General features: G+C 31.1%; 15 protein-coding genes. All 15 read left to right on the top strand.

Annotated features, from left to right (window positions below; genetic code table 11):
* The first annotated feature begins 28 nt into the window (after positions 1-28).
* Positions 29-2287, top strand: coding sequence for a type II secretion system protein GspD (locus tag OZP15_RS09870; RefSeq protein ID WP_281335999.1), 2259 nt, complete (start codon positions 29-31; stop codon positions 2285-2287).
* Positions 2287-3483: a general secretion pathway protein gene (locus tag OZP15_RS09875; protein ID WP_281336000.1), complete on the top strand. Its 1197-nt coding sequence runs from the start codon at positions 2287-2289 to the stop codon at positions 3481-3483. The genes OZP15_RS09870 and OZP15_RS09875 overlap by 1 nt, the downstream gene beginning before the upstream one ends.
* A 1-nt stretch (position 3484) precedes the next feature.
* Positions 3485-4009, top strand: a complete 525-nt coding sequence (locus OZP15_RS09880) for a general secretion pathway protein (protein WP_281336001.1) — start codon at positions 3485-3487, stop codon at positions 4007-4009.
* A 668-nt stretch (positions 4010-4677) separates the two neighbouring features.
* Positions 4678-5934, top strand: coding sequence for a site-specific integrase (locus tag OZP15_RS09885; RefSeq protein ID WP_269225300.1), 1257 nt, complete (start codon positions 4678-4680; stop codon positions 5932-5934).
* Between the two features lie 495 nt (positions 5935-6429).
* Positions 6430-7107, top strand: coding sequence for a response regulator transcription factor (locus tag OZP15_RS09890; protein ID WP_281336002.1), 678 nt, complete (start codon positions 6430-6432; stop codon positions 7105-7107).
* Positions 7076-8365 (top strand): sensor histidine kinase, encoded by a 1290-nt coding sequence (locus OZP15_RS09895; RefSeq protein ID WP_281336003.1) that lies wholly within the window; start codon positions 7076-7078, stop codon positions 8363-8365. The genes OZP15_RS09890 and OZP15_RS09895 overlap by 32 nt, the downstream gene beginning before the upstream one ends.
* Before the next feature lie 63 nt (positions 8366-8428).
* Positions 8429-10840: a TonB-dependent receptor gene (locus OZP15_RS09900; protein WP_269225304.1), complete on the top strand. Its 2412-nt coding sequence runs from the start codon at positions 8429-8431 to the stop codon at positions 10838-10840.
* A gap of 17 nt (positions 10841-10857) precedes the next feature.
* The gene (locus OZP15_RS09905; RefSeq protein WP_269225305.1) at positions 10858-11613 is read left to right on the top strand and encodes a COG4705 family protein; all 756 of its coding nucleotides are present in this window, start codon (positions 10858-10860) and stop codon (positions 11611-11613) included.
* Positions 11614-11715: 102 nt separating this feature from the next.
* On the top strand, positions 11716-12138 hold the full coding sequence (locus OZP15_RS09910; RefSeq protein WP_269225306.1) for a PepSY-like domain-containing protein: 423 nt from the start codon (positions 11716-11718) through the stop codon (positions 12136-12138).
* A 275-nt stretch (positions 12139-12413) separates the two neighbouring features.
* Positions 12414-13466: a glycosyltransferase family 9 protein gene (locus OZP15_RS09915; RefSeq protein ID WP_281336004.1), complete on the top strand. Its 1053-nt coding sequence runs from the start codon at positions 12414-12416 to the stop codon at positions 13464-13466.
* Positions 13467-13544: 78 nt separating this feature from the next.
* Complete coding sequence (locus OZP15_RS09920; protein WP_269225308.1) at positions 13545-14294, top strand: phosphatase PAP2 family protein; 750 nt, start codon at positions 13545-13547, stop codon at positions 14292-14294.
* Positions 14295-14712: 418 nt separating this feature from the next.
* Entirely contained in the window at positions 14713-16359 is a 1647-nt protein-coding gene (locus OZP15_RS09925; protein WP_281336005.1) for an LTA synthase family protein, read from the top strand.
* Positions 16360-16687: 328 nt separating this feature from the next.
* Entirely contained in the window at positions 16688-17014 is a 327-nt protein-coding gene (locus tag OZP15_RS09930; RefSeq protein ID WP_349293253.1) for a DUF6660 family protein, read from the top strand.
* A 96-nt stretch (positions 17015-17110) separates the two neighbouring features.
* The gene (locus OZP15_RS09935) at positions 17111-21430 is read left to right on the top strand and encodes a CusA/CzcA family heavy metal efflux RND transporter (RefSeq protein ID WP_281336006.1); all 4320 of its coding nucleotides are present in this window, start codon (positions 17111-17113) and stop codon (positions 21428-21430) included.
* A gap of 11 nt (positions 21431-21441) precedes the next feature.
* On the top strand, positions 21442-22692 hold the full coding sequence (locus tag OZP15_RS09940; RefSeq protein ID WP_281336007.1) for an efflux RND transporter periplasmic adaptor subunit: 1251 nt from the start codon (positions 21442-21444) through the stop codon (positions 22690-22692).
* Positions 22693-22866: the final 174 nt, after the last annotated feature.

The following is a 22866-nucleotide window of genomic DNA, read 5'->3' on the forward strand; positions in this document are numbered from 1 at the left end:
AAATTACCCCATTCAATTTATCTCATTTATGAAAAAAAATATACTATTTCTTTTGCTCTTTATTTCTCAAATTTCTTTTTCTCAAGAAACAGGTATTAGTAAAGATACTTCTTCTGATGAAACTAAAAAGCGTGCTTCATTCAACCAAAATTCAACTAATTCTTTGGAAGAAAATAGGATGCAACAACTTAAAAACAATATTGATGCTATTAGTGTTGATGCGCCTGGTCTATCAGAAAAAATTAATATTAATATAAAAGAAGCTTCACTTTCCACTTTTTTATTGGCCATTTCTCAAATGCATAAGCTAAATATTAGTGTTGCTCCAAATCTGGCTCAAATAAATATTGTAAATAATTTTTCTGATGTAAATGTTGGCGATTTGTTACTTTTTTTATGTAAAGAATACAATCTTACTATCGATTTTTCAGGCAGCATTATAGCCATTAAATCCTACCAAAAACCAGCAGAAAAAAAGATTGAAAAAGTATTTGAAGTTAAGTATGAAGTATCCAATAATCTACTTTCCCTTAACTTAAAAGAAGATCTTTTATATGATGTTTTCAAAAGAATTACCGATGAGAGTGGTAAAAATTTGGTATTTACTCCAGGCATGGAAAATAAACTCTTAACAGCATACATTAAAAGCATGCCATTTGATGCAGCCCTAGATAAATTAGCTTTAGCTAATAATCTTACGGTGACAAAATCTAAAGACAGTTTTTATGTTTTTGATGTATTAGAAGGCAATTCTTCTAATAATGCAACTACTCGTTCTGGCAAGTCGCAAAGTAGAAAATCAAATTCCCAATTTACAGTAATTGATACCAATAAAAAAATATTGGATGTTAACTTTGAAAATACACCTATTTCGAGTATTGTCTATGATATTGGACACGAATTGGATATTGATATGTTCATTTCTAGTCCTTTGGAAGGTGCAGGAAATGCAACAGTAAAAGCCAAAAACATATCTTTTGATGCGCTTTTGAGTAAAATATTTGAAACTAAAACAGAAGCAAAAACGGAAAACAGATTGCCATCCAATAATGGGGCACAACGTCAGCTTAATAATGATTCACCAGCCGAGTCAGGAGCTAGTGGAGATAGCTACACCTTTATGAAAAGCGGAACCATATACTATTTTGGAACTAAAAATCAATTGGTAGTACGAAATGTAAAATCAATTCCCTTAATGCATCGTTCCATTGAACTGTTGGGTGATTCCTCAAATGAAGGCAGAAGTTCAGGAAGATTGAATAACACAAATACTAATGTCAATAATTACGCTAACAACAATAGTATTAACGGGTCAGATAGTAGAAATACATCAAATTTCCAACAACAAAATAATTTCAACAATACGAGTAATAATAGTAGTGGAAATAGTAATCCTTCAGAATCCATCCTGACTATTATTCCAGATGAAATAAAAAAAGATTTGGATATTAAAATTGATAAGGAATTGAATAGCTTTTTGGTCAATGGACCAGCCGCTAATATTGAACGTTTTGAATCTTTTATAAAATACATCGACAAAGCGGTTCCTGTAATCCTGATTGAAGTAATGCTCCTAGAAGTAAACAAAAGTACTACGGTAGAAACAGGAATAAATGCTGGAATTGGAGATAAACCTGTAACAACTTCAGGAACAGTTTTCCCAACTGTTGATATGAATCTGGGAGCGCAAACTATTAACAATATTATTGATGGATTTAGTGGATTTGGATCCTTAAATATTGGAAAGGTAGTACCCAATTTTTATATAAGCCTTAAAGCAATGGAAACCAACGGGAATTTAAAAATACGTTCTTCCCCTAGATTGTCAACCTTAAATGGTCATAAGGCTTTTTTATCCATAGGAGAAACTACCTATTATGTGGTTACCAATCAAAATTTTTATGGTTCTCAAATCCCAACAACTTCCGAAATTAAAAACTACCAACCTATTGATGCCGAATTATCGGTTACCATTATGCCTTTAGTTTCAGGTGATGGCCAAATAACCTTGGATATTAAAGTAATACAATCAAGTTTTAATGGTCAAAAAGTGGATAAAAACGCACCTCCTGGTATCAATTCTAGAGAGTTTACCTCAATAATTAGGGTAAAAGATCAAGATTTGATTGTGCTTGGAGGTTTAGAAGAATCTACTAAAAATGATTCAGGTATAGGAGTTCCATTATTATCGAGAATTCCTATAATCAAATGGCTCTTTAGTTCTAGAAGCCGTCAGGATTCGAAGAAAAAATTAACTGTATTAATCAAACCAACTGTTATTTACTAATGACACTCCCCTCTTTAGCTACTCTTTTGCTAGGCAAACAATACATTGGTATTGAGCACTTTTCTTTAAATAATGAAGAAAAGATGGCAATATTGTTGGTAGAAAAGAAAAAAGAAGAACTTATAATTATAAAAAAAGATAGACTTACACATTCAGAAACACTTCCGGAAAAATGGGATAAAACTCTTCCTTTTTTCCTTGTTATAAACACCAATAAGGTTATTCAGAAAGAAGTTCAAGGAATAGATGCTTCAGACGATAAATTACTACACAAAGCATTTCCTAATAACAATTGGGAAGAATTTTATTTTGAAACATGGCGGTTTAAAACCAAATCAATTGTAGCCATAAGTAGAAAAAATTATATTGAAGAAATAACATTCAATTATAACAAACAAGGAATTACCATTGCAGGAATCAGTTTAGGAATTGGTTCAATTGCCGAAATAATTAATTACACCGATAGAGAGGAATTGTTTACCAATCATCAAACGATTTGTAAAAGTGAAGAAAGCCCAATTATTCAAACCAATACCAAAATAGCAGATACTGTTTTAAATATAAATGGTCTGGAAGTGCAAAACACCCATTTGTTAGCTTTTGCAGGCATATTGAGATTATTATTAAACGGTACAAAGAATACTGGAAACTTAATAAATTACAGTCATCAACTATATGAGAAATACAATCAAAAAAGTTTTTTTTCAAAAGGAATAAAACTGATGATTGGTATATTGCTTACGATTTTACTAGTCAATTTTTTACTGTTTTCTCATTACTTCAAATTAGCTGCTGAAACTTCAGAAAATCTTTTGTTGAGTAAATATTCATTTGAAGAAGTGATAAAAACAAAACAACGTATTTTAGCTAAAGAACAAAAAGTCAATAATGTGGTCGCCATGACAGCATCACAAAGTTCATTAGTCATTAACGAAATCAGCAAAAGAATTCCATCGTCTATTTTACTAACTGAATTGGTTTATCATCCATTAGAAAAAAAGATTAAAATAGAAGAACCAATTTTAACCCAAGTAAAAACTATTACTCTTTCTGGAACAACAATTAACAATACAGCTTTCACGCATTGGATTGAATCTCTAGAGCGTTTAAAATGGATGAAGCAAGTCATAATTACCCACTTTGGAAAAAATGACCTCAATGAAACGGAATTTTCTATTAAATTAATCTTGAAGTAAAATGAGGCTAAATAGAAAAAATAAAGGATTATTATTTGGCTTTTTGATAGCACTGTATATTTGTTATTCTTTTGCGATTTCAAATACGATTAGCTATTACAAAGAATATCAGTCTAAAAGTGAAATGATTTCTGAAAACAACAGCTCTCCAAAATTAGCAAATCAGCTGCGCCAAAAAGAAAAACAACTGGATGTAATGTTGTCTCGCTACAATATTAAAACTTCAGAATCTTTTCAAAATGACCTATTGAAGCAACTTACTGCTTATGGTGATTCCTATCATTTAAAAATCATTGATTTTAAAGAACCTCATTCTATTACCGATAAAGGTTTTACAACTACAAGCTACATTTTTTCATTAGAAGGTTCTTTCAACGGCTGTTTAGCATTATTGAACAAAATAGAAAACAATCCTACTTTAGGGAGTATTAAGCATTTGAATTTTACTAAAAAAAGAAACTACAAAACCAATATAGATCAATTATTTTTAGAAGTTATTTTGCAGAAGAATAAGGGAATTAAGTAATGTTATCCGTTTAAAATCAATATGTTTTACCTGTGTTTATCAAATTAAGTAAATCATTAAACTAGTAACTTGAATTATATATTTGAATGAGTAATTAAAACTGTTAAATAGTTTTGAGATGAATTGGAATTGATAACTTTTCGCTTGCAAAAATCAAAATGATTTTACGCCCATGTTTGTCTTAAAAATACTTACCTTCGTCTTTCATTCTATTAAAGAATTATATCGTAATTTTAAACAGATTTAAGCCGGTCTGGAACTTTCAATATGTATAAAAATGCATAAAAAGTTCGTGGCAAAATCGTGGCGCAGTAGTTAGAAAATATTAGAAATGCAGTATATAAGCGGGATGTGACGATTTTGTTCGAATCCCTCTTTCTCCGCCAGTAGAAATACAAATTGAATTAAAACCCTTTAAATCGTATGATTTAAAGGGTTTTTTCGTTTACAACACCTTCAAATTATTCATTAATGCGTGAACCTAAAGGGATAAAATCGGTTACCCTAAACTATCCGAAATTAGGGTAACCGATTTTTATCTCTAGGCTATTATTTACAAAGCTTCCGAACCAGTTCATTAACCAGTTCAAGAAGTAGTTCACTATCTGAACATCTTGTGATATAGTCTTTTTAGAATTAAATTTAATAATAACTAAAAGGTTACCACGATGAAAACAAAAGTATCTATTCTCTTTTACGCAAAGAGAGCCAAAGCCAGTGTAAACGGTTTAGTCCCTATTTACACCCGAATTACCATTAATGGCAAAAGAATTGAATTAAGCTCCAACCGATTTGTAGAAATGTCCAAATGGTCGACAGAAGCGGGTAAAATGAAAGGCAATTCAGAAGAAGCTCGTTCAATAAATAGCCATCTTGATATGTTGAGAATTCAAATTATTGATATGCAAATGGAATTAGTACACAAGAAAATTCCAGTAACAGCCGAAACACTCAAAAGTAAAATACTAGGAGTTGACGAAAGAGCAAGAATGTTAATCCCAATCTTCCAAGACCACAATAACAAAATCAAAGAACTGGTTGGTAAAGAATATGCACCAGGAACATTAGAACGTTACAAAACATCTTTGAGCCATACTATTGAATTCCTGCAATGGAAATACAAAGTTTCGGATATTGAGATAAATAAAATAGATCACGCCTTTGTTACTGATTATGAGTTTTGGTTAAGAAGCGTTCGGAACTGTGCCAATAACACAGCGGTTAAATACATCAAGAATTTCAATAAAATAATAAAGCTTTGTCTGGCCAATGACTGGCTTGACAAAAATCCGTTCGCAAATTACAAATCGAAAGTAAAAGAAGTAGAACGGGTTTATTTATCTGAAGAAGAAATTCAGAACATCATCAACAAAGATTTCAAAACAGAAAGATTGTCTTTGGTGCGTGATATATTCCTTTTTAGCTGCTTTACTGGTTTGGCATACATAGATGTCAAAAACTTAACAAAGTCACATATAAGCATCGGTATTGATGGTGAGAAATGGATATTTACCCACAGACAAAAAACCGAAACCGCTTCTAAAATCCCTATACTCCCAGTTACTCAATTGATTATTGATAAATACGCAGACCACCCAAAAAGCAATAATGAAGACAGACTTTTGCCAATTCTTACTAATCAAAAAATGAATGCTTATCTAAAAGAAATAGCGGGCGTTTGCGAGATTGAAAAAGAATTAACCTTCCACATTGCCCGACATACTTTTGCAACCACTGTAACGCTTACAAATGGCGTTCCGATTGAAAGTGTAAGCAAAATGCTGGGGCATAAAAATTTGAGAACTACCCAACACTATGCAAAGGTTTTGGATAAAAAAGTAAGCGAGGATATGCAGATTTTGAGAGATAAATTTTCAATGAAATCAATTAATCAAGAGCAAAAACAATTAACATCAAATTCTTAATGTTAGATTATTTCAATGAAAAAAAATACTAATTTCTAAAAATTAAGAAGAAATCCCCAAACTCATTCCGTCTGTTATTGCAGGCGGATAACCAAAAACATCTCGTTGTTTTTGATAACGGTAATTAAATCGAATGACCGTTTGAGATGTTGATCTAAAACTAATTGCATACATTAAGCTCCAGAGATCTTCTCCAATATTTCCTCCAGTTTCATTAAAAGCTCCAACATTCCAATCTACAAACTACATTCAATAAAGCATTTTCCTAACCTAAATTGTTTTTTTTCAAAACAGGTTGTACAACATCGATAAATCCATCATACTGCCTGTTTCTTAATTGTTGAGAATAAGTTGCCGGAACATCAACTTTAATCCAAGTAAATTCTGTTATAATAAATGTTATCGTTTTTGGAAAGTACGATTTTGTATTGGTATTATTTTGAATTATCAACAAAATTCAATTTATATTCAAAATTTCAGTTGTTAATTTGCAATATGAAAATTTTAATAATAGAAGACGAAATTGATATTGCTACGAGTATTAAAATTTACTTGAGTAGAAATGATTTTATTTGTGAGTCAGCAAATTCTCTAAAAGTAGCAATCGAAAAAATCGACTTATATTCGTATGATTGTATCCTATTGGATTTAATGTTGACAGATGGGGATGGATTTAAAATTTTAGAATTACTTAAAAAACAAAATAAAACAGAAGGCGTTATCATAATTTCTGCCAAAGACACTCTTGAAACTAAAATTGAAGGGCTAACACTTGGTGCCGATGATTATTTAACAAAACCATTTCATCTTTCTGAACTACTTGTTCGAATCCAAGCATTAATCAGACGCAAACAATTTAATGGAAATAATGTAATTTCTTTTAATGAAATTGAGATTGATACAATAAACAAATCGATTAAAATTAGAGGTAACAAAATTGAATTCACAAAAAAGGAAATGGATTTATTACTATTTTTGGTAGGTAATAAAAATAAAGTATTGTCCAAAAGTGCAATTGCAGAGCATTTATCAGGAGATATGGCTGATATGTTAGACAATTATGATTTTGTATATGCTCATATAAAAAATATGAAAAAAAAACTGAAAGAAATGGGTGCTACAGATTATCTAAAATCAATTTATGGAACGGGTTATAAATGGGGAGATGAATAAAAAACTACTTCAAAAAACACTTAATTATTATTTCATCTACGCATTAGTTATACTAATCACAGTTGGTCCTGTATTTTATTTTGTGTCTAAAATTATATATGAAGACGATGCTAACGAAGATTTATACGCAATAAAAAATCAGTTCGATAAATTTACAAAAGACAATTTAACGGTAAAGGATATAGCAATCTGGAACAAGTTCAATCGTGATGTAAACATTGAAAAGCTCAACGGCATAAAGAAAGACAGTTTGTTCGATCATAGTTATTATGACGCTCTTAATAAAGAAAATGAACCATTTAGAGTACTAAATTCACCAGTAAAAATTGAAGATAAATGGTTTACTTTTTCTGCTAAAATAAATATGGTTGAAAAGGAAAATCTAATCGGAAGTACAGTAATCCTTTTCATTTCCTTATTATTGTTACTGATTGTCGGTTTTTTTATCATTACCAAAATAATTTCAAAAAAACTATGGCAACCATTTTATACAGCATTAGATAAAATGGAAAAATTTGAAATTGACAAATCGACATCTGTAAAATTAATCAAAACTACTACTGAAGAATTCAACAGATTGAATAACGCTATTGATAGCTTAATCCATAAAAACAGCAGTATCTATCAAAGTCAAAGAGAGTTTATAGAAAATGCTGCCCACGAATTACAAACGCCAATTGCTATTTTTAAAGGAAAATTAGAAAATATTTTACAACGAAAAGACCTAAACGCTGAACAATTTAAATTAATTGATGATTTAAATAGCACTACTTCCAGACTAGTTAAACTCAATAAAAACTTGTTAGTATTGTCAAAAATAGATAGCAATTCCTATAATGAAATCGAGAAAATTAGCTTAAACAATACAATAAACAGCCAATTAGATTTTTTTAGTGAACAAGCTCTTTCAAAAAAAATAATCATTACAACCACATTAGTAGATGAAGTCACAATCAATTCAAATCATATTTTGGCAGAAATACTAATTAGTAACCTGTTTTTAAACTCCATAAATCACAATACATTAAATGGTCTAATTAATATTAAACTGACTAATGAGCGACTAACTTTCTCAAATTCAGGTTCACTTTTACCATTACAGACAGAAAAAATGTTCGAGCGTTTTTCTAAATCCAATCCAAGTTCTAAAGGAAATGGATTAGGATTATCAATTATCAAAAAAATTGTAGATGCAAATCATTGGACTATTAACTACCATTTTATAAACCGAATACACACTTTTGAAATAGTTTTTTAAAATTCAACATTCCTTCAAATTGCATTTTTACTTTTGTCTAATAAAATTAAAACAATAAGATAAATGCGAATTAAAATCATTCTTTTAGTCTCATTTCTATTGCTATCAATAGCAAATTTAGTAGCCCAAGAAAAAGTGGTAACGGTATCGGGCAGTACAAAAGACAAAATTACCAAAGCAGCTTTACCTTTCGTTAATGTAGTTTTAAAAACTTCAAAAGATGCTTCTATAGTTGCTGGCACAATAACCAATGAAGAAGGAAGATTTTCAATTGCTAACATAAAATCAGGAAATTACGTTTTAGAATTTTCATTCATTGGTTACAAAACCAAAACTCAATTGGTTTATGTGGGTTCACTTTCCGAATTTTTAGATCAAGGCACTGCAGAATTAGAGGAAGATACCACAACTTTACAAGAAGTAGTAGTAGTTTCCGAGCAAAATACTATTGGAGAGAAAATGGATAAAAAAACATTTTCTATGGCTGATAATATTAGTCAAAGTGGTGGTTCAGTGCTGCAATCAATGCAAAATTTACCGGGTGTTACAGTGCAAGATGGCAAAGTACAAATTAGAGGTAACGATAAAGTTACCGTATTAATTGATGGTAAGCAAACGGCTTTGACAGGCTTCGGAAACCAATCAGGGTTAGATAATATTCCAGCTTCAGCAATCGATAAAATCGAAATCATTAATAATCCGTCAGCCAAATACGATGCAAATGGTAACGCGGGAATTATCAATATCATTTACAAGAAAAACAAAAAAGAAGGCTTTAACGGTAAAGTCGGTTTTACTTCTGGATTAGGTGCTTTATGGGAACGAAAAGAAAATTTACCTGCAATAAGACCTCAATACTCACTAACTCCAAAAGTTAATCCTACACTATCACTTAACTACCGTAAAAATAAAATCAATGCATTCTTTCAAGGCGATTATTTATATACCGAAACGCTAAATAAAAATGAATTTGTGACGCGGACATACAATGACGCAACAATTATTAACCAACAATTAAAAAGAAACCGAAATACACATTTCACAACTATCAAATCGGGAATTGATTGGAACATCAATGACCATAATACACTTACTGTTTCGGGTTTGTTTGGTTCAGAAAAAATTATTGATAACGGCGACCAGCCCTTTTTTAATGCGGACTATTCCGAGCGATTGCGACTTTGGACATTTTTGGAAGATGAATTAAAGACAACATATATGGGAACAGCATCGTATCAACATAAATTCAAACAAGCTGGACATTTATTGAATATAGGTTTCAATTATACTTTTCATAGAGAAGATGAAAAATATTTTTTCGATAATATTCTACCTACTTCAACCAGTAAAGATGCTTTCAAATTGTTGTCAGACGAAAGTGTAGTAGATTTTAATATTGATTATGTGAAGCCTTTAAAATACGGTCGAATTGAAACAGGGTTTAAATTTAGAAACCGAATTATTCCAACCAATATGCAATTCTTTCCTGGAACAAATTCGCCTTTAGATGCAAGCGCAGGAGGCGAAGCAACTTATGAAGAAATTATTCCTGCAGTTTATGGAAACTACATTTATGAGACTAATAAAATCGAAGCAGAAATTGGATTACGTTTAGAGTATTTAGATTTAGAATACGAAGTAAATCCAAACCATCCAACCTATAAAACTGATGGCTATTTCTATTTAGAACCGTTTCCAAATTTTCGCTTTGCCTATAAAATCAATGATAACAACAAACTATCGTTGTTTTACAACCGCAGAATTGACAGACCAAATGAAGTTGATATTCGAATATTTCCAAAATATGACGATGCCGAAATTATCAAAGTGGGAAATCCTGCACTGCGACCACAATTTACCAATTTAGTAGAATTAGGTTTCAAAAGAAATTTAACAAAAGGATATTTATATTCGGCTTTATACCATCGATTTGCTAATGCAACGATTACAAGAATAGCATCTACCGTACCCAATAGTAATCTAATTTATGCCATATTTCAAAACGTGGATAAAAGTTCTAATACAGGTATAGAAATGGTTCTTTCCCAAGATTTCACAAAATGGTATTCCTCCAATCTTAACCTAAATGCCTATTACAATCAAATTGGTGCGTTTACGGTGCAAAATTTATATCCACAACCCAATACCTTTTCAGCAGCAAAACAAGAGGTTTTATCAGGAAACATAAAGTGGAATAATACGCTGCACTTGCCCAAAAAAATAGATGCTCAAATAACGGCAATATATTTAGCCCCAGATATTATTCCGCAAGGCAAAATAAAATCGCGATTTTCAATTGATTTAGGGTTAAAAAAATCAGTCCAAAATGGCAAAGGAGAATTCTTTCTTAATGCAACAGACATTCTAAACACTCTGGTAATTAAAAAAGAAATTCAAGGGCAAAATTTTAGTTACACTAGTGTCGATTATTATGAAACACAAGTGATTAGATTAGGATATAATTATAAATTTTAATTTTTAAATCAAGTCCAATGAAAAAATTACCAGAAATCACCATAGCATTTTGGATAATGAAAATTTGCGCAACTACTCTTGGAGAAACAGCAGGAGATTTATTTTCAATGACACTTAATATAGGTTACGCAATAAGTTCATTAATTTTAATAGTTTTTTTTATCATTACACTTCAAATGCAATTGTATGCAACTAAATATAAGCCTCTACTGTATTGGTTTGTAATCCTTGCAACAAGCACAGCTGGAACTACAATGTCGGATTTTATGGATCGAACATTGGGATTAGGATATGCCGTAGGATCATTAATTCTAGTTATACTATTAGCGATAACATTTATACTATGGAAAAGAACAGAAAAATCAGTTTCTGTAGATGATATTCATACATTTAGAGGAGAGACATTTTACTGGATAGCAATATTGATTTCTAATACATTAGGTACAGCTTTAGGAGACTTTTTAGCAGATAATTCTGGACTTGGATTTCTTGGTGGTGCTACATTAATAGGCAGTTTGCTACTACTTATAATTTTAGCACACTATTTTCTTAAAGTTTCATCAATAGTATTGTTCTGGTTTGCATTTGTTTTAACTAGACCATTTGGAGCAACTTTTGGAGATTTACTTACTAAACCAATCGAAAAAGGAGGTTTAAATTTTGGAACTATTGGTTCATCCTTAATCCTTTTTACAATTCTAATGCTATTGATAATCTTTGCAATTAAGAAAAACAATGAGTTAGAAAAAGTAAGCTTGATTGATAAAAATTAATCTCAAAAAAATAAGTTAAAAAGCACTACTGATTTCAAAATTCAATATTTCTACAAAATTGGTTTACAACTTTGGCTATTATTAATTCAAAAATAAATAGCAATGAGAAAATCAGTAATTATTTTAATAGCATTAGTGTTATCTACAATCGCTTTTGCTCAAAAAGTAAAAGTTACAAAAGTACCAGAGATTGTATCTAAATCTCTATTGTCAAAATATCCCAATGCAAAAAATATCAAATGGGATAAAGAGGAAAACAATTATGAAGCCAGTTTTGAAAATAATAAGATCGAAAATTCAGTCTTATTTAGTGCGAATGGTAAAATCATCGAAACAGAAGTTGAAATTACCGTTGCACAATTACCGAAATCAATTCTTAATTACATAGGTAAAAACTATAAAGATCAAAAAGTAAAAGAAGCGGCAAAGATAATTTCAGAAAAGGGTATCATTACTTACGAGGCTGAAATTCAAGGAAAAGATTTGTTTTTTGATGAAAACGGTAAATTATTATCAGTTAGTTAATTCTTTCATATTAAAGCACTCACATCATTTGGCGTGAGTGCTTATTTATTTTTAAATATCCTAATAAAAACTTGGTTGATGTATACTGTTTTCATAATAGTTGCAAATCATTGTGCCCGTAGTACTGGAAATGATGAAATTGATGTGGTAATTATCATATTCCTTCATTCACCTTCAATCTTCTGGAATATCTAAATCAAAAAATTAAAAAACAGCGTTCTCAAATAGATGTTTTTCCAACCTTTTTCAGTCATAAACTATTAAAATAATATTTAATGAAAGTATCCAGCAAAATAAACTTTATTAGAAGGAAGCTTACTCGTTATCTTACTTCAAACATTGGAAAATCTAGTAATGAAAAAATAGATGCTGGTAAGTTTAACAATAGAAATATTAAGATTCTAATAGTAAGACCAAATCATAGATTAGGAAACTTACTTTTATTAACACCTGTTGTAAAAGAATTAGAAGATATTTTTACAAATCCCTCTATTGATTTATTCGTAAAAGGAAATTTATCTGAAATCATCTTTAAAAATTATGATTCTATAAATAAGCACATAAAACTACCTAAAAAACCTTTCAATAATCTCTTTTATTACTTTTTAATTTGGACAAAATTATTATTTAAAAAATATGACTTGGTTCTTAATATTGATGAGTTTTCGTCGTCAGGAAGATTAGCGTCAAGCCTCGTAAATTCCAAATATAAAATTATTGGAAATGATAAAAAATGGTCTGAAAAATCAGATTCACATTCTGAAATATTTAAGCATATGGCAATAAAACCCATTGTGTTGATAAGAAGTTTCTTGACTAATACATCGTTTCAAGATGGAAAATTTTATTCATTAGATTTAAAACTTGATGAAAAAGAAATTGAAAACGGAAATCGAGAGTTAATTAGAATTTTCAAAAATAATAAAAAAACAATTTCAATTTTTACTTATGCAACTGGTAACAAAATGTTATCTAAAGAATGGTGGGATACTTATTATAATCATTTAAAAAGCAATTTCTCAAATTATAATATTATTGAAATACTACCTATTGAAAATGTATCTCAAATTGATTTTAAAACAAAAACATACTATAGTAAAAATATACGTGAAATAGCTTCAATAATAGCTAACACAGATATTTTTATTGGAGCTGATAGTGGAATTATGCACTTATCCGCTTCTTCAAATACAACAACTATTGGTTTATTCAGTGGGGATTTTAAATACAAATATGAACCATACGGAGAAAAAAATATTGGAATGGATAAAAACAAGTTTTCCCAAAATGATATTATAACAGAAATGAAAAAAAAATTAGAAAGTTAATAATCATACTAGTCCATTTATATTAATCCATTTTTTCATAATGATATATCATAAAACTAACCCCCCTAAATTATTAAAATGTTTAAGACCCTTTTATTTTTACTTTTAAGTATCTCTACATTGAATGCACAGGAAGTCTTTACAGATAGTGTTCAGAAAAAAGACAACACTCACGAATTTAAATTTAAACAATTAATTATTCCAACAGTTCTAATTGGCTATGGTGTTATAGGTCTTGAAAGTGATGGCTTGAAATTATTCAACACTGAAATAAAGGAAGAGGTAAACGAAAATATCGACGAGAAAATAACAATTGATGATTTTTCACAATACCTACCCGCTGTTTCTGTTTATGGTCTTAATGCTATGGGAATAAAAGGCAAACATAACTTTAAAGACAGAACTATCATTTTAGGAACTTCCTATTTGCTAATGTCGGCTACAGTTTTAAGTTTAAAATCCATAACAAAAGTAGAACGACCTGACGGTTCTGCAAATAATTCTTTTCCTTCAGGACATACAGCAACTGCTTTTGCTGGAGCAGAATTTCTTTGGCAAGAGTACAAAGATGTTTCTGTTTGGTATGGCATTTCTGGATATATCGTAGCTGTTGGTACAGGAGCATTCCGAATTTACAACGACAAACATTGGCTAACTGATGTTGCTGCAGGTGCTGGAATAGGAATTTTAAGTACAAAAGTTGCCTATTGGATAAATCCTTGGATGCAAGAAAAAATATTCAAATCTAAAGAGAAAAACACAACATCAATTATGGCTCCTTTTTACAATGGCAAACAATTAGGAGTAGGATTTGTAAGGTCTTTTTAATTATCACCATTCTATGGAATAATTTAATAAAAGATTGAATCCGTCAAAATAATAAAACTGTTTTTGACTAACAAAATATAAAACGATCTTATAGTATTAAGGTCTTAAAACCACATCATATATGAAGACTTATAAAAAGGCATTCTTTCTGAAACCCATTTTAAACTTTTTAATTCTAGGTTTATTAATCACTACATTATCAAGATTTTTTTTGTTTTTTTTATTTAGAGAAAGAGTAATCGAAACAGAAGACTTTTGGTATCTTTTTCCAATTGGTATGAGAATGGATTTAATTTTATTAAGTTATATTATATTTCTTCCTGCGATATTAATATGTTTGCTTCCAGATTCTTTTTTAAAAAAAATAAGTCCTTTTTTAAATTTTTATTTTATTTTATTCTTGGTTCTAATTTTGTTTTTGGAACTAGCCACTCCGAATTTTATTGGACAATATGACACGAGACCCAATCAATTATTCATAGAATATTTAATTTATCCTAAAGAAGTAATTCAGCTACTGTACAAAGGCTATCTAGTGTCAATTATTGCAACATTTATATTTATTACTGCTTTTGTTTATATCCTAATAAAATTTAGAAAAAATCTTTTCGGAATAGAAACTTCTGTTTATAAGACTAAATTGATTTTATTTCCTGTTATTGCCTTTCTTTTGTTCTTTGGGGCTCGTTCCAGTCTCACTTCAAAACGTCCTATAAATGCGAGTAATGCTGTATTTTCTACAGACCAATTAACAAATTGTTTAGGCTTAAATTCATTTTACACTGTAGGTTTTGCAGTTTATTCTATGAAGAATGAAGGAAATTCAGATAAGATGTATGGAAAAATGAATCCTATTGAAGCGATTTCTAGAGTGAAAAAATATATGAATGTTGCTGAAAGTGATTTTATCAATAAAGAATTGCCGTTACTTCATCAGGTATATTCGGATAGTTTGGTTGATAAACCATACAATATAGTGATTATACTTGAAGAAAGTTTAGGTGCTGAATATGTTGGTAGTCTTGGAGGGTTGCCATTAACACCTGAATTTGATAAACTGACTAAAGAAGGTTTGTTGTTTACTAATTTGTTTTGCACCGGAACACGAAGTGTACGTGGAATCGAAGCTGTTGTAACGGGATTTTTACCTTCTCCATCAGAAAGCGTAGTAAAATTAAACAATTCTCAAACTGATTTTTATACTATTGCCAGCTTACTGAAAACAAAAGGATATGATACCAGTTTTATATATGGAGGAATGGCTAATTTTGATAATATGGGATCATTTTTTAACGGCAATGGTTTTGATACAATAATTGATGAAGGAAATTTTGTTTCAAAAGAAAGTGCTTATCATTCTACTTGGGGTTGGTCAGACGAAGATGTGATGAAAAAAGCCAATACCTATTTTACTTCTTTAAAAGAGAAGCCTTTCGTCTCATTGATTTTTTCTTCTTCAAATCACGAACCTTTTGAATATCCCGAAGGAAGAATCAAATTATATGACAAGCAAAAGAATACTGTAAATAATGCAATGAAATATGCCGATTATTCCATTGGAAAGTTTTTTGAAATGGCCAAAAAGGAAGCTTATTATAAAAACACCATTTTTATCGTCATAGCAGATCATAACACCAGAACCTATGGAAAGCATTTAGTTCCAATACATAAGTTTCATATTCCTGCATTAATCATTGGTCCAAATTTTCCTAAAGGAGAGAAATACACTAAATTGTGTAGTCAAATTGATATTCAACCTACTGTTTTAAGTAAAATTGGAATGAATGTAATTACACCTATGCCTGGAAGAAATTTATTTTTGTTGCCAGAAAGTACAAAAGGACGTGCTATAATGCAATTTCACGATGTAAATGCTTTTAGAGTTGATAATCAGGTAATCATAATGCAACCTTATAAAGAACCCTTGCAATTTAAAATTGAAAATGACACCGTTTTAACTCCAGTTTCTTTAGACAAAGAATTAGCTAAAGACGCATTGGCTCACGTAATTACTGCCTCCTATCTGTATAAACAACGAAAATATAATTTAAAAATTCCAAATTGAAATTAAGCAAATTATAATAAATTTTATTTAGTAATTATTTACTGAATGCCTTCTGTACTGGAAAATAACAATTTCGAAGTGTTTTAAAGCATACTATTTTTACATTTGTTAAATAAATAAATTATTGAATGCCAAAACCACAAAGAATAAAAAAGAAAAAGATTGCAAAGAAAAAACCAATTACAGCATACGCTGTGATTCGTATTATATTGATAACATTAGTTTGTTCAATCTTGATTCTAGGAATAGTGGCAAGAATTATGCACTATTTTAATTTTCATCTCAAATAATTATTAACAATAAAATAAAAATTACTACTTTTACACCAGTGAAATTTGTAAACATCATATTATCAATCATTTTCCTAATACTTTCAAGTATGCCTTGTGCAGATATGAAAGTGGATCGTTCTGTATATGGTAAAACCGAATTCGCTTCAAGCCACGATAATCATTCTCACGATAATCAAAAAGATTTATGTTCCCCATTTTGCATTTGCAATTGTTGCGGTTCACAAATTACAAGTTTTTCAGAATTTGTAATTATTGACTTTCCAATACCATCCAATGGTATTAAAACACAATTACCTACATACAAATACGTTTTTGCTTCCAATTTCTTCGGAAGTATTTGGCAACCACCTCAAATAGCATAATGATGCCCGAGTAATTTCGGGTTAGAAAATTGTGACTTTTTCACAAATAATGGCAAATATTCTATTTGCTCATTTCTAATTCATTATATATTTTCAATGTTAGACAAAATCATACAATTTAGTATAAAGAACAAGTTCATTATACTCTTATTTACCCTTGTACTTATAGCTTGGGGAAGCTATTCTATTAAAAATTTACCGCTAGATGCCTTGCCAGATGTTACTAATAATCAAGTGCAAATTATTACTACTGCACCAACATTGGCAAGTCAGGAAGTAGAACAATTAATTACCTATCCACTCGAACAGGCTGTAAAAACTATTCCAAAAGTAATCGAATTGAGAAGTATCTCTCGTTTCGGATTGTCTGTGGTAACTGTTGTCTTTAAAGACGATGTAGATATTTTTTGGGCAAGAGAGCAAATTTTTCAGCGCTTAAAGCAAGCCGAAGAAAACATTCCTAAATATGCAGGCTCTCCAGAATTAGGACCTATTTCTACAGGTCTAGGAGAAATATACCAATACGATGTATATGCTAAAAAAGGCTATGAAGATAAATACGATGCCGTAAAATTACGAACTATTCAAGATTGGATTATCACTCCACAATTACAGGGTGTTGAAGGTGTTGCCGAAGTCAGTACTTGGGGAGGAAAATTAAAACAATACGAAGTGGCTATTAATCCGAATAAACTAAATAGTTTAGGAATAACCATTACCGATATTTTTGAGGCACTCGAAAAAAACAATCAAAATACAGGTGGTGCTTATATTGAAAAAGACCAATACTCTTATTTCATTCGTGGTGTCGGTATGGCTACAGGCATCAAAGATTTAGAAAACATAGTGGTTGCAAATAAAAACGGAGCACCTATTTTAGTTCGAAATGTAGCCGAAGTTCGAGAAGGTGTAGCACTGCGTTATGGGGCATCTACTAAAGACGGAAAAGGAGAAATTGTATGTGGAATGGCTCTTATGCTAAAAGGAGAAAATTCAAGTGCAGTTGTCAATAGAGTAAAAGAAAAAATGGATCAGATTAACAAAACTCTTCCAGAGGGAGTGGTTGCTGAAGCTTTTATTGATAGAGGAAAATTAGTAGATAGTGCCATAGGAACTGTTACTAAAAACCTATTGGAAGGTGCATTAATAGTAATATTTGTATTGATCTTATTTCTTGGAAATCTTCGTGCAGGACTAATTGTAGCATCTGTAATTCCATTATCAATGCTTTTCGCTGTGATTTTGATGAATACCTTTGGAGTAAGCGGAAATCTAATGAGTTTAGGAGCAATCGATTTTGGAATTATTGTCGATGGTGCGGTTATAATTGTCGAAGCAACAATGCATCATTTGCAAAAACTCAAAAGAAAAAAAGATTTAACCCAATCTGAAATGGATGAAGAGGTATATCAATCGGCTTCCAAAATTAGAAACAGTGCCGCTTTTGGCGAAATAATTATCCTAATAGTGTATTTACCAATCCTGGCATTAGTTGGCACAGAAGGTAAAATGTTCCGACCAATGGCAATGACAGTAGGATTTGCAGTAATAGGTGCATTTGTTATGTCTTTAACCTATGTACCAATGATGAGCGCAATGTTCTTATCCAAAAATACAGAACACAAAACCAATTTTAGTGATAGAATGATGGCTTGGTTCGAGGGAATATATACCCCGTTTTTAGAAAAAGCATTGCGTTTCAAAAAAGCAGTTTTGGCTATTTCATTAGGTCTATTTGTATTGGCACTAGTAATTTTTCAAAATATGGGTGGAGAATTCATTCCAACAATTGAAGAAGGAGATTTAGCCTTAAATGCTACAATTATGACAGGAAGTTCGCTTTCGCAAATGGTAAAAACAACCACAGAATATGAAAAAATTCTAAAAGCTAAATTTCCCGAAATTAAAACAATAGTAACCAAAATTGGTAGTGGTGAAATTCCAACGGATCCAATGCCTATAGAAAGTGGGGATATGATTATTGTACTTAAAGACAAAAGTGAATGGACAGGTGATTACGACAATTGGGAAGATTTAGCCAATGCAATGAAAGAAGAAATGGAAGCCATTCCGGGTGCTAATATTGAAGTTTCACAACCAATTCAAATGCGATTCAACGAGTTAATGACCGGAAGCCGAAGTGATATAGCCATTAAAATTTTTGGTGATGATTTAGAAATTTTAGATACTAAAGCCAAAGAATTGATTGCTAAAGTCAATAATATTGAAGGTATTGGCGATTTAAAAGCAGATAAAGTAACAGGCTTACCGCAAATTACTGTAAAATACGATTACAATAAAATTGCATTATATGGTTTGAATATTACCGATATCAACCAAATCATCCGTTCCTCATTTGCAGGAGAAAGCGCAGGTAAAATCTATGAAGAAAGCAAACGATTTGATGTAGTGGTAAGAATGGATGCAGCTAGCCGAACAGATATTACTGATGTGAGCAATCTATTTATTCCTTTACCAAACGGACAACAAGTACCACTATCACAAGTAGCAACGGTTTCTTATGAGCAAGGCCCTGTTCAGGTTTCTCGTGAGAATGGTAAACGTAGAATTACTGTTGGATTAAACGTTCGTGGTCGAGATATAAAAAGCGTTGTCGAAGAAATTCAGGCTAAACTTGATAAAGATTTCAAACTTCCCCCAGGTTATTATGTTACTTATGGAGGACAATTCGAAAACTTGATTGAAGCTACTAAAAGACTTTCGGTTGCCTTACCTATTGCATTAGCATTAATAATGGTGCTGCTATATTTTACTTTCAATAGTATGAAACAATCTTTGCTAATATTTACAGCTATTCCATTATCAGCCATTGGAGGTGTTTTCGCACTATGGATGAGGGGAATGCCTTTCAGTATTTCGGCAGGAATTGGATTTATAGCCCTTTTCGGAATCGCAGTGTTAAACGGAATTGTATTGATTTCTTATTTCAATCAATTGAAATCTGAAGGAATAACCGATCCATTACAAAGAGTTTTAATGGGTACAAAAACGCGTTTACGCCCTGTTTTAATGACAGCTGCTGTAGCGTCTTTAGGATTTATGCCAATGGCATTATCCACCAGTGGTGGAGCTGAAGTACAAAAACCATTGGCAACAGTTGTTATTGGAGGATTATTATCGGCTACATTATTGACGTTGATTGTTTTACCAATACTTTATTTATTGTTTGAAAAAGGAATTAAAGCAAGAAGAAAAATAAAAACACCAATCGTTACCCTAATAGTTTTATTGATAAGTAGTTTTTCTTTTGCTCAAAATAGCCAGCCTATTTCATTACAAAAAGCTATCGAAATTGCAAAAACCAATAATATTGATTTAAAGATTGCTGATAAGGAAATTGAGAAACAAACGGTTCTGAAAAAGACAGCATTTCAAGCAGATCCTTTGCAAGTGCAATATCAGGGTGGGCAATTCAATAGTAAATATTATGATAGCAATGTTTCGATACAGCAGTATTTTCCAATTGGAAGAATTACAAAAGCCAATCGTCAATTACAGGAAGAATTGGTGAAACTAGCTGAAAAACGAAAAGCATTATCCGAATATGAAATCGAAAAAGCAGTAACAATCGCCTACTATCAATATTTATATGGTGTTTCTGTACAAAAACTAAATGCAGATTTATTGGAAATTTATTCCAAATTCTTAAAGAATGCAGAACTACGTTTTGAAACAGGCGAAAGCGGAAAAATTGAAGTAATCAGTGCCAAAGCAAAGTCAAAAGAAATAGAAACACAGCAAGCGCAACTCGAATTTGATTTGGCAATTTACCAAAAACAATTACAATTTTTTATTCAAACGGAAGAGAATATTGTACCGGATAGTACAACGCCAATGCAATATTCATTTCAACCAAATGAAAACCAATCCAAAGTAGAAACGTTGGTAACCGATTATTATACACAGCAAATTTCGGTGTATCAAAAAGAAGCCAATACTTTTAAAGCATTGCGAACACCAAAATTAGGATTAGGTTATTTTGGACAAACCATTGATACCAAATCTTATTTTCAAGGGTTTACTGCGGGTTTACAAATTCCTTTATTTGGTGGGGTAAATTCAGCTAAAGCTAAAGCATCTGCTATCAGTATTTCGCAATCCCAATTAGAATTAGACAAAAATAAATTGACTTTGAAATTACAAATGCAGGAATTGAAAAATGATTTCGAAAAGCAACAAAAAGCATTAGATTATTATCAAAAGGAAGGTTTGCTATATGCAGAACAAATAATTGCAACGGCTCAAAAAAGTTATGCCAATGGTGATATGAGTTATTGGTATTACATCAGTTTTTTGAATCAGGCTATCGACATCAAAAAGCAAAATGCCGAAGCTACCAATGCTTATAATCAAAGTGCTATTCAATTGCAATTTCCATCTATTTCTAACAAATAAAATTTCTCAAAATGAAAAATATAAATTCAAAATTCAAAATTTTCTTAATACTTAATACTTTATTCTTACTACTTCTCACCTCTTGTGGAGAAAAGAAAACAGAAGAAGCAGGACACGAAGAAGAAAAATCAGAAAACGAAGTAGCATTAACAGCCTTACAATTCAAAACAGTTGGTATTCAAACAGGTTCTGTAGAAAACAGGAATCTTAATTTAGTGATTAAAGCCAATGGATATACGACAGTTCCACCACAAAACAGGGCTAACATTTCAACCTTAATTGGAGGAACGGTTAAGGATATTTTTGTTTTAGAAGGCACGTATGTAAACAAAGGAAAAGTACTGGCAACTATTCAAAATTTAGAAGTAGTTGGAATGCAGGAAGATTATAATTCGGCTGTTGCCAATATTGAATACCTGCAATTAGAATACAATCGCCAGAAAACATTAACTGATGAAAATGTAAACCCTAGAAAAGTACTTCAGGAAGTAAAATCAAAACTAGCTGTTGAAAGAGCCAGAGCAAAAGCTGCAAAAAACAAATTGCAAGCCCTGAATATGAGCACAAGCGGATCAAGTTTGGTACCGATAGTTTCACCAATATCCGGTTATGTTGGAAAAATCAGCATTGCCAAAGGAGCATTTGCCGAAACAGGAATAACCCTTTTTGAAGTCGTAGATAATAGCCAGATGCACTTGGACTTAAACGTTTATGAAAAAGATTTGGAATCAATTTCTGTGGGGCAAACGATAGACTTTATTTTGACTAATCAAGGAAACAAATCCATTAAAGGAAAAATATTTGGTATCAATAAATCCTTTTCAAATGAAAGCAAAACCGTTGCTGTTCACGCCAAAATTAATCCAGCTGATTCCAAAGATTTAATTTCTGGAATGTATGTTTCTGCCAATATCAATATTAAAAATGCAACCGTCCCTGCCCTACCCAAAGATGCTGTTGTAAAAAATGGAGATAAATACTTTGTCTATATCCAAGAAGAACACGAAGAAAAAGCCACAGGTAAAAAAGCAGAAGCTCACGAACACAAAGAAGGCGAAGCACATTCTGAAGAAGCTGTTGGCGAGGAAGAAGGACACAACGAAGTACATTTCAAAGCAATAGAAGTTGTACCAGGAACAACAGATTTAGGGTATACCGAAGTGAAATTTGTTGAAGCAATTCCTGCCGATGCAAAAATTGTAATTAAAGGAGCTTTTTATTTACTGTCTGCTATGAAAGGTGGCGGTGAGCATACACATTAATAAGTAGTTTAAGAAGCATTAGTAAATTTTATTCACAACAATAGCTCGAATCGAACGGAGTGTGATAAAAATATCCTAAAACGTTATGGGCAATTAGAAAATTTAAGACTATCTAAAACCGCTAGTATTATTTGTATTGGCGGTTGTGATAGTAAATTAATTGATGAAGACTAT

Source organism: Flavobacterium eburneipallidum, assembly GCF_027111355.2.
Classification (GTDB): Bacteria; Bacteroidota; Bacteroidia; order Flavobacteriales; family Flavobacteriaceae; genus Flavobacterium; species Flavobacterium eburneipallidum.